The sequence below is a fragment of the Rhodococcus opacus genome (genome assembly GCF_012396235.1).
Taxonomy (GTDB): Bacteria; Actinomycetota; Actinomycetes; order Mycobacteriales; family Mycobacteriaceae; genus Rhodococcus_F; species Rhodococcus_F opacus.
In genome coordinates this window covers 83,820-93,572 of record NZ_JAAXPA010000009.1, presented here as the reverse complement: position 1 = coordinate 93,572, position 9,753 = coordinate 83,820, and the positions used below count along the sequence as shown (strand labels likewise).

Here is a 9,753-nt window from a genome sequence, read left to right as displayed (position 1 = left end):
TCTCCGCGGCCCGTGGGGGGAAGGTTCCGAGCCTCCTTCCCAGCACGGGCCCTGTCGGTTCCGCTGTTCAATACGCATCAAAACTCTTGCAGGAGAGGAGATTGGAAGTTGGTGGCGGCGAAAGAACGGTCGGACTCGTGCCGATGACGCTCGATGGTGATATACCTTTTCATACAGATCACGGATTTCGTGGTGTGCGCGAGTCCGTCCGTTGCAATACCCGATTCCGAAGGAATTCTGCACGATGACGCAATCCCAGCAGCCAATCGCCGACCAAACCGTCTCACAGCAACAACCTGCTCGGAGCCGGGTTGCTGGCAAGCTGCTGGTGGCGGTACCTGTATATGGTCAAGTTGCCTACACGCATGCCCTGGTGGCAGATCTGTCTGCCCAGGGGCGCGATGCTGACTTCGTCATCATTGATAACAAAGGCGACTACGTTCGGATCGCAGATGAGAGAGTCGTGACGCCTGGACGAAATTTGGGTTGGGCTGAAGGTTCGAATCTGGGGTTCCGCCTTGCCTTCAGCGAAGGCTACGAGTATGCAATGACTCTCAACAACGATACGCGTCTTTCCCCGCAATTCTTCGACGGACTTTTAGACTCGAGACTTCCGGAGGATGCGGGAGTAATCGTGCCCGCGTACGACGATGTGAATCCGCACCAGAAATCGGCGTATACAGGGCCAGCAGCGTCGTATGAACCGATCGACATTTACCGAAAGGCTCCGTTCGTCGATGGCACGGCCCTAGTGATAACTCGCGACGCGTGGGTTCGAGCAGGCGGACTTGATGCGAGAACGTTCGGGAAGTTCGCATGGGGGGCAGACATGGATCTCTGCTTTCGAGTCGGGCGCGCGGGATTCGGTGTTTACGTGACGGAGCGCTCATACATCAACCACCTAGGGCAAAAAACAGCGCGGGCGAACCGGAGTCGATTGTCCTATGAAGGACAATCGTGGCTCGCGTGGGCTCGCGGCATAAGGAGGACGTACGGTCAGCGCGAGTGGTCAACGCTGGCGAAAGTGCCCGTTACGAAACATAGCTTGGTTGACCATTCTGCTGTGGAGTAGCGGTCGAGCGGGAATCCTTACCACGCTTGCGTGGTACTGCAAGGTGAGCTCCGTTTGACGTATCTACCTCGGCTACCTTCATCTCCATCGGTGTGCCGGCCTTGATCGGAGGTGTCCCTCGGTGCGCAAGTGTGAGATTCCGGTCGTCGATAGGATCTTCGATCTGCTATAAAAGAGGTATGCCGGGACCGACTCTCTCCGTAGTAATTCCAGCGTTCAGTGAGGCTGACTCAATTTTGGGGTGTCTGGAATCCCTTCTATCTCAGGCTGATGATATCGTTGAATAATCGTTGTTGACAACAATTCGAGCGATGACACGGCTGCGATTGTCGCACAGTTGGCCAACGCCGAGCCAAAGATCCGGCTAGTGCGTGAACTTAAGCAGGGGTGTGCCCCCGCGCGCACCGCGGGCATGGACGTTGCGTCCGGGGATGTGATCGCGAGAATCGATGTGGATACGGCGGTCGATCGCGGTTGGGCCGCGTCGATAAGAAGATTTTTTGAGGAGCACGGAGACGCTTACGGCGCGGCGACCGGAACGTGCTCGATATATGATCTACCCTTTCAGAAGTCGTTCAGGAAAGCGCATCAGAAATTGAATGCCCGAAAGCGCAACAAGCTTGAACGCGGAGAGGGGATTGATTCGCCGGGGGTTTTCGGCTCAAATATGGCAATAGCCCGGGGAGTGTGGGCCGATTTAAAGCCGCTATTGCATGATGGCGCTGATATTCACGAAGACACCGATATTACGTTGTCATTAAAAGAGAAGGGGTATCGTATTGCACTGTTGCCGGGAATGAGTGCGCAAATATCCGGACGTCGATACCTCACGTCGCCCGCCGCCTATTGGAGCTATGCGAAACGTGGCCCGATGGCTTTCGCAGTGCACGGACACCGCGTCCAGGCGGCAGTGAATCTCGTGCTGGTTGCGGTCTTCGCAATGCCGTTCTACTTCTTGACCTGGATGCCGTTCCGCGCGTGGAATCCAGAAACTGCGACGTTCTCCTTCCGCAGGATTTTTCTGCCAGTCGAGAAACGTTCGCAGCCTCGCGCGCATCTTGAGTGAGACCGCGAACCTTGAGCGCTATCAACTTCCTCCGCTCCACAGTTGATCGTGGTTCTGGCTTTCAACCGGCGAAGCAGACGAGGCGACGAGAGCCACGGGTTCGCGATGGCGGGGTTAGGCCCACTCGAAGGACATCTCGCCCGCGACGCCGAGGTGCTTGCACAGCTTGTGGATGCCACCGAAATCCTGGACCAGTGCGGATCGGCGGGTGTCGTGTTCGGCGTCGTCGATCATCGCCTGACCGCCGCCCAGGTCCATGAGTCCGACGATGGTGTGCCACGTCGAGTAGTCGTTGCTGCTGAAAGCGGTCATCGCGTCGACGAGCCCGTCCAGGAAGTGGCGGCGGTCGTCGGGGCTCAGCGTGTCGTAGACGACGCCGGCGATGTCGTCGGCGATCGAGGCGTGGCAATACTCGTCGCGATTGTGCAGCCTCACCGTCGCCCGGTTGACCGGCTGGATGACGTCGTTCTCGGAGATCAGGTCGAGGTAGGAGCTGATCGAGATCTCCGCCACCGTCATGAAGGCGAACGTCGTGATCGCCCGCTTCCTCGGGTCGGCGGCCTCGGCCGTCGCCGCGCGTTGTCGGCGCAACGTCAGGACGTCGGGAAGGGCGTTGTTCGGCATCGCCCAACCGCGTTGCCTGCGCGTGACCGCGCTCGCGTTCAGGTGCATGAGGGTGTGGTACTGCTCGTCGACCATCGCCTGGTGGACGGCCACGGCGAACGTGTCTCCGAGCCCGGTGTCCAGGGCATCGTGCGCGACGAGGTCGAACCCGGGATTGACCACGTACTGCTCGATGTCCATGACGTTCTTGTTGAATGCGATCCAGGCCCACGCCCGGAGCTGGTTCCGGTGCTCCTCGGTCATTCCGAGGAACCGATCGTGATCGGCGAAGGGCAGCAACTCGTTCGGGTAGTCCTGCTTGTCGACGTCGAACAGCGCGTCGAGGTCCGGTTCCGGCTTCTTCACGGTCGCCCGCTGTCCCCAGTTCCGGGCGAGCCGGGACACGACGGCGCTCTCCACCGGATCCGCCGGGTCATACTCCGGGAGCGAGGGAGTCTTCTGGGGCGTCATGACGAATCTCCGTTCTTGTCACACAACTGCGGCTGCCTGCGAACGAGATCGGCGAAGAGGTCGGCGCACAGCCGGGCGAGGGGTTCGCTCCGGTCGCCGAGCGCCGACGTCGAGCGGGACATGAGCGAAGCGAAATCGTCCTCCGAGCCCCGCTCGACGGTTTCGGTGAGAGTGGTCAGCGCCGCGGCGAGCGCGCGGCGGGCCTCGCCCGCGAAGGGATTGCCCGCCTGGATGTCCCGGTAGACCTCCGGGACGCCTCCGCCGACCCGCGCGAGGAGCGCGAGCGACACGAGGTGGGGAGGGGTCGCCACCGCGGTGAGTTCGGCGCCGTCGACACCGAGGTCCGCCAGCGCGAGGCCGAACGCGAGGACGCCGGCGTGTGTCAGCGCCTGGGTCGCTGCGGTGAGCCGGTCGTGGTGTTCGGCGTCCAGGCGGACCACCGACGACCCCCAGCCGGACAGCACCGACAGGAACCACTCGACCTCACCACTTTCCCGGTAGGTCACCGCCGCGACGGGGCGGCCCTCCGGTCCGAGGGAAGGCGCGAACATCGGGTTGATGCCCACCGCACCGGTGTGCAGCGCACTGTCGCGCAGGGCGGCGTCGAATCGGGACTTCACCGACAGCGTGTCGACCAGCAGGGCGTGTTCGGCCAACTCCGCGACGACGAACGGAATCGCCTCCAGCGCGATGCTTTCGGGGATCGCCAGGATCACCGCATCGGCCGCGTTCACCACCGCTCGCAGCTCCGGCGACGGGTCGGTGACGTCGCCCTTCACCTGATCCGGGTCGGATCGATCGGTGAATCGGATGTCGATGGTGCGCACCGTGTTTCCGTCGGCACGCAGCCGAGCCGCCAGCATCCGGCCGACATCGCCGGAACCGCCGATCAGCGCGACGGTCCGGGCGGATGCGGCCGGGACGTTCACGGCCCGATCTCGTTCGGCCGGTCTGCCGTCACGGTTAGTGCCCGCAACATGGTGGCGGCCTTGACCATCGCCTCGTCGAACTCCTCCTCCGGGTCGGAGAGTGCCGTGATCGCCCCACCGATACCGAACGTCACCTCGGTGTCCGTGGCGACTATCGTCCGGATGACGATCGACAGGTCGGCCGTCCCCGTCAGTGAGAAGTAGCCGATCGAACCGGAATACACACCGCGCGGCCCGGACTCGAGCCGGTCGATGATCTCCATGGTCCGGATTTTCGGGGCGCCCGTCATCGATCCGCCCGGGAAGGCGGCGCGAACACACTCGACGACGGAGGCATCCGCGCTGAGGGTCCCGCGCACGGTCGACACGAGTTGATGCACGGCCGCGTACGTCTCGACGTCGAAGAGCTTGGGAACGTGCACAGATCCGGGAACGCACACCCGAGCCAGATCGTTGCGCGTCAGATCGACGATCATCAGGTTCTCGGCGCGGTCCTTCTCGCTGTCGAGCAGGTCCTGCCGAAGCGCCGCGTCCTTGGCGGGGGTCGCGCCGCGCGGCCGCGTCCCCTTGATGGGTTTGGACTCCACCACCCGGTCCGCGCCGATCCTCAGGAACCGTTCGGGGGAGGCGCTGAGAACCGACAGTCCGGCGAACTGGAGGTACGCGCTGTACGGGGTGGGGCTGATGGAGCGCAGCAACTCGAACGTGTGCAGGGGATCGATCGACTGGTCCACTGTCGCCATGTTGGTCAGGCACACCTCGTAGGACTCACCGGTCCGGATCTCACCGAGCGAGGTCGCGATGTGTTCGAGGTACTTGTCGTGCTCGTGGCGCAGGGCGAGTTCGGCGGACTCCGGCTTCCGGATCGGCGACACCGCGGTCGGCGGGTTGTCCGGCTCGGCCAGCCGATGCAGTGCCACCTCCATCTCGTCGAGCCAGCGGCGCAACTCCGGATCGTCCTGATGATCACTCAGGCACAGCGCGTAGGTCCGCTCGCCCGAATGGTCGATGACGACGGCGCGGTCGGCGAACACCAGCGCGGCATCGGGGGTGGGCGACTTGTGGGCCGCCGTGCCGCCGGTCTCGGCCTTCAGTTCGTAGCCGAGGTACCCCACGTAGCCGAGGCCGAACGGCACACCCGGGAGACCGGGCACCGACCGGGCCTGCAGTTGCCGCTCGAGGTAGTCGAAGAACGGTGCGTGCACCTGTTCGACCGGCAACCCCTCGCGGGTGATCCGGACGATCGCTTCGCTGACGTCGTACGTGATGTACTCGGCGCGCGGGCCGGAACAATTGCCCATGATGGTGAATCGCGAAGTCGGTTCCGAGGCCGACGTCCCGTCCAGCCAGAACGCGTTGGGCCCGGACGCGAAGAGATCCTCGAACGTGGTGCGGGGATCGACTTCGTGATCGACGCGCACCTGCTGGACCACGTACGGCGCGTGGGGAATCGGGATTCTCAGCATGGACCCGTGCGTGGGTGTCCCGGAATGCGTCTGCGTGAGATCGCGGAAGTTCGCGAGCAGTTCGTGACCGAAGGCGGTGCTGATCGATTCGGGGTGGAACTGGACGCCCCACAGCGGACGAGTCCGGTGGCGGACACCCATCAGCAGGCCGTCGGCGGTCCAGGCGGTGGCCTCGAGGTCGTCGGGGAGATCCTCGACGATCAGCGAGTGGTAGCGGACCGTCGGGAACGGTGACGGAATGCCGGCGAAGAGTTCGGAACCGTCATGTTCGACGAGCGACACGCGGCCGTGCATCGGTTCGGGTGCGAGAACTACGCTGCCCCCGAACAGCTGGCACAGTCCCTGATGACCGAGGCACACGCCGAGGACGGGTAGTTCGGTCTCCGTGATGATGCGCGCACTGATCCCGAAGTCTCGTCGCCGCTCCGGGCGTCCGGGGCCGGGGGAGATGACGATGTTGTCGAAGTCGGACCAGGGGATCGAATCCCACTCCACGTCGTTGTGCACGACCGTGGGGGGTTCACCGTTCACCTCGGCCAGCAGGGTGAACAGGTTGTAGGTGAACGAATCGTAGTTGTCGACCAACAGCGTCCGGGTACTCATCACGACTCGACATTCGCAGATGGCGCGGAACTGTGACGAACGTGGTGGTTGTCGCAGTGGTCGTGGTGTCCGTTGTGGTGGGGGGCCTCGTCGGCGGGCTCCGCGTTGATCACGAGGTCCTCGAGCCTGCAGGTCTCGGCGATGAGAAGGTCGTAGATCGAGTCGAAGAACGCCGGGGACAGTGCGTGGCTCTCCGCGTACTGTCGCGCCCGCTCGTGGACGATGTGGATCCGGCCTGGCTGCATCATGACGATGTGCTCGCGTCGCTTCAGTTCGCCGATGCGCAGGCACACCTCCAAGCGCTGCCGGACCGCTTCGAGCAGGGTCGCGTCGACTGCGTCGAGTTCCGCGCGCAGACCCTCGAGTGCCTGCTGCGCCGAAGCGTCAGAATGCTCTCCGGAATCGTCGCCGTTCCGCTGTCCTATGGAGAAGTACATAGTCGCCCCACTCACTCGATCGGCAGTAGCTTTCTCATCCCGACTATCGTGTGTCGTTGGTGGTTCGTTTCCATGAGCCTTCCGGATGGCCGGGAGGGCTGTCCGTGATCAGCCGAATACGAACCGTGTGGGTTATCACCCCCAGAGTCTCGATCTCAAGTTGAGACTTTGATGGACAGTTGGGTAACGTAACCTGAAGTCTATTTCCGTCAACTCAGGATACGAGGAATATGCGTATATCGTCGGCCGGTAGGGCCCTGTTGTTCGCGCTGGCAGGCATCGTGATGCTCTGTAGCGTGGCACCAGCGGCAGCGGATCCCGCGATCGCGGAACCCGCGCCCGCGGCCGACCCGTCGGTGCTGTCGGGGGCGAACGACTGGAGCTGTAAGCCATCCTCGGCGCATCCGCGGCCCGTCGTGCTGGTGCACGGTACTTGGGTCGGCATGTCGGCCACCTGGAAGGACCTGGCTCCGGCACTGGCTTCCGAGGGCTACTGCGTCTTCGCCCTCAACTACGGCCAGGTGGCCGGTATGTCCGAGGGCAACTTGATGCGCATGTTCGGTGGCGCCGACATCGCGGAGTCCGCTCGGCAGCTCGCCGGTTTCGTCGACCAGGTCCGCGCCGCTACCGGTGCGCCCCAGGTCGACATCGTCGGGCACTCGCTCGGTGGCACGGTGTCCCGCCAGTACCTGCGGTTCGACGGCGGCGCCGACCGGACGAACCCCGCGCTGAACAAAGTGCACTCGCTCGTCACGCTCGGCGCCACCAACCACGGCACCAGCTTCGGGGACGTCCAGGCGCTCGGTGCGATCGCGCAGGCACTGGGTGTGCCGGTCACGACGCTCGCCGGTGTCGCGGTCGGACCGTCCTACATCCAGCAGATGGTGGGCTCACCCTTCCTGCAAGTCCTCAACGCCGGCGGTGACACCGACCCGGGCATCGAGTACACGGTGGTCGCCAGCCGCCGGGACACCGTGTCGACACCGCCGGAGAACACGTTCCTGACGGCCGGCCCGGGGGCCACCGTGAACAATGTCTGGCTGCAGGACGGATGCGATGAGAACGCCGCAGACCACAACGCGCTGACCACCGATCCGCGGGCCGTGTACATCATCCAGCGGGCGCTGGACCCGACCTATGGAGAGCGCAACCCCGCACCGTGCTGACCCCGGCGCCGGGCACCGGTGGTGCCGGTCAGTCCCAGATGCCGACCTCGTCGAGATGTGCGACCAGTCGCTGGGCGCCGTCGATGAAGTGGGCCTTGTTCTCCGCACCCACCACGTCGGCCTTCCCGTCGGCGAGCCCGGCGATGAGACGGCGATGGCTCTCGACCGCCGACTCACCCCAGGCCGGATCGGACGAATAGAACTGGACCGGGGTGTACCGGGTGGCGCTGAGCAGGAACCACGACAGCTTGCTCGCGTCCGCGAGACGGTTGATGACCCGGTGGAACGAGAACTCGAGATCCTCGATGCGGTCGGCGTCGCCGTCCTGGACGGCGCGTCGCAGCTTCTCGTTGATCGCGGTCAGCTCCTCGACGGCCTCCGGGGTGGCCGACCGACTCGCGCGGACCGCGAGTTCCTCGGCGATCTGCCCCTGCAGCCAGAAGAGGTCGTGGATGTCGTCCCGGCTGAGCGGTGCGACCACGTACCCGCGGTGGGGGACCAGTTCGACGAGTCCCTCGCCGCGCAGGGTCAGGAGCGCCTCACGGACAGGTGTGACGCTGACCCCCAGGTCTGCCGCGGTCTCGTCGAGGCGGATGAAGTCACCCGGGCGAACGCCCCCGGACATGATCAGGTTGCGGACGTGCACGGCGACGTCGTCCGACAGCTGGGGTCGGCGGCGCAGGGTGCGGCCCGCTGGGGATCGTGACACGGAGGGCGATGCCATGGAGAACTCCTTCGATGCGGCAAACCAGCATAAACCGCGGGTGGTGATTACAAGCCGTAGGTCTTGCCGATGATGTCGCGCTGAATCTCGTTGGTACCGCCGTAGATGCTCGACACGATGGTGGAGCGGACGTGCTTCTCCATGTCGAACTCGGTGGCGTAGCCGTACCCTCCCATCATCTGCATGCCCTCGAGTGCGACCTTCTTCGCCGTCTCCGTGACCTTCAGTTTGGCCATCGACGCCTCGCGGGCCAGCATCTTGTCCGGGTTCGCGTCGACGTCCTTGGCGACGCTGTAGACGAGCAGTTTGCAGCACTCGATCTCGGTCGCGAGATCGGCGATGCGGTGGCGCAGCGCCTGGAACGATCCGACGGGCCGCCCGAACTGCTTGCGCTGGGTGACGAAGTCGAGGGTGTCGGCGAACGCGCGCTGCGCGGTGCCGAGCATCATGGCGGCGAGGATCAGGCGTTCGAAGTTCAGGCCGGTCATCAGCTGGCGCCAGCCGTTGCCGACCTCGCCCACCACCGCGTCCTCGGGTAGGACGCAATCGGTGAAGTAGAGATCGTTGACCTCCTTGCCGCCCATCGTGTCGATGCCGCTGATCTTCAGCCCGGTGGTATCGGCGGGGACGTGGAACATCGTGAGGCCTTCGTGCTTGCCGTCGCCGCGCCCGGTGCGGGCCACGAGCAGGATGTTGTCGGCGAAGTGCGCGTTGGAGCACCACGTCTTCTGACCGTTGATCACCCAGCCGTCGGCGGTCTTCTCCGCGCGGGTGCTGAGGTTGCCGACGTCGGAACCGGCTTCCGGCTCGGACATCGAGATGGACTGTGATCGGCCGGCCACGATGCCGCGCAGCACGATGTCCTTCTGTGCGTCGGTTCCGAACTTCGCGTAGGCGCCGCCCGTGATCAGGGTGGGACCGATGCCGCCGATGGGGGCCATCCCCTTGGCGGCCTCCTCGAGCAGGATGCACATGTCGACGTGGCTGGCGGCCGAGCCGTCGTACTCCTCGGGAATGGTGATGCCCAGCCAGCCCAGCTTGGCCATCTTCTCGTAGACGTCCTGATTGTGGTTGTGCTCGCCGTGATTCGTCAGCCTGTCGCGCTGCTCGCGGGTGCCGCTCTCGCGCTTGCAGAAATCGGCGATCGCCGCCGCGAAGTCCTTCTGTTCACTGGTGAATTCGACGCTCATGTCCGGGGGACTCCTCATGGTTGATC

The 9,753-nt window shown here is 64.3% G+C and carries 9 protein-coding genes; 3 read left to right on the top strand and 6 right to left on the bottom strand.

Annotated elements, in window-relative coordinates; all coding sequences use genetic code 11:
• The first annotated feature begins 244 nt into the window (after positions 1-244).
• Both HGB39_RS14520 and HGB39_RS14515 read left to right on the top strand, forming a co-directional pair.
• Positions 245-1,072: a glycosyltransferase gene (locus tag HGB39_RS14520; protein WP_155755945.1), complete on the top strand. Its 828-nt coding sequence runs from the start codon at positions 245-247 to the stop codon at positions 1,070-1,072.
• Positions 1,073-1,355: 283 nt separating this feature from the next.
• The gene (locus HGB39_RS14515; protein ID WP_081276424.1) at positions 1,356-2,138 is read left to right on the top strand and encodes a glycosyltransferase family 2 protein; all 783 of its coding nucleotides are present in this window, start codon (positions 1,356-1,358) and stop codon (positions 2,136-2,138) included.
• Positions 2,139-2,252: 114 nt separating this feature from the next.
• Here the strand turns inward: HGB39_RS14515 and HGB39_RS14510 are convergent, their stop codons facing one another.
• From HGB39_RS14510 to HGB39_RS14495, 4 genes are read right to left on the bottom strand one after another with little or no spacing between them, the layout of a single operon-like run.
• Positions 2,253-3,212, bottom strand: a complete 960-nt coding sequence (locus HGB39_RS14510; protein WP_005564976.1) for an AurF N-oxygenase family protein — start codon at positions 3,210-3,212, stop codon at positions 2,253-2,255.
• Positions 3,209-4,141, bottom strand: coding sequence for a prephenate dehydrogenase/arogenate dehydrogenase family protein (locus tag HGB39_RS14505; protein ID WP_005564975.1), 933 nt, complete (start codon positions 4,139-4,141; stop codon positions 3,209-3,211). Before HGB39_RS14505 ends, HGB39_RS14510 begins: the two co-directional genes overlap by 4 nt.
• Positions 4,138-6,210, bottom strand: coding sequence for an aminodeoxychorismate synthase component I (gene pabB / locus HGB39_RS14500; RefSeq protein ID WP_005564974.1), 2,073 nt, complete (start codon positions 6,208-6,210; stop codon positions 4,138-4,140). Before pabB ends, HGB39_RS14505 begins: the two co-directional genes overlap by 4 nt.
• Complete coding sequence (locus HGB39_RS14495; protein ID WP_005564972.1) at positions 6,210-6,647, bottom strand: chorismate mutase family protein; 438 nt, start codon at positions 6,645-6,647, stop codon at positions 6,210-6,212. Before HGB39_RS14495 ends, pabB begins: the two co-directional genes overlap by 1 nt.
• A gap of 230 nt (positions 6,648-6,877) precedes the next feature.
• Between HGB39_RS14495 and HGB39_RS14490 the strand changes: the two genes are divergently transcribed.
• Complete coding sequence (locus HGB39_RS14490; protein WP_005564970.1) at positions 6,878-7,813, top strand: esterase/lipase family protein; 936 nt, start codon at positions 6,878-6,880, stop codon at positions 7,811-7,813.
• A 28-nt stretch (positions 7,814-7,841) separates the two neighbouring features.
• Here the strand turns inward: HGB39_RS14490 and HGB39_RS14485 are convergent, their stop codons facing one another.
• The gene (locus tag HGB39_RS14485; RefSeq protein ID WP_005253834.1) at positions 7,842-8,537 is read right to left on the bottom strand and encodes a GntR family transcriptional regulator; all 696 of its coding nucleotides are present in this window, start codon (positions 8,535-8,537) and stop codon (positions 7,842-7,844) included.
• Positions 8,538-8,584: 47 nt separating this feature from the next.
• Complete coding sequence (locus HGB39_RS14480) at positions 8,585-9,727, bottom strand: acyl-CoA dehydrogenase family protein (RefSeq protein ID WP_005564968.1); 1,143 nt, start codon at positions 9,725-9,727, stop codon at positions 8,585-8,587.
• Between the last annotated feature and the right edge of the window lie 26 nt (positions 9,728-9,753).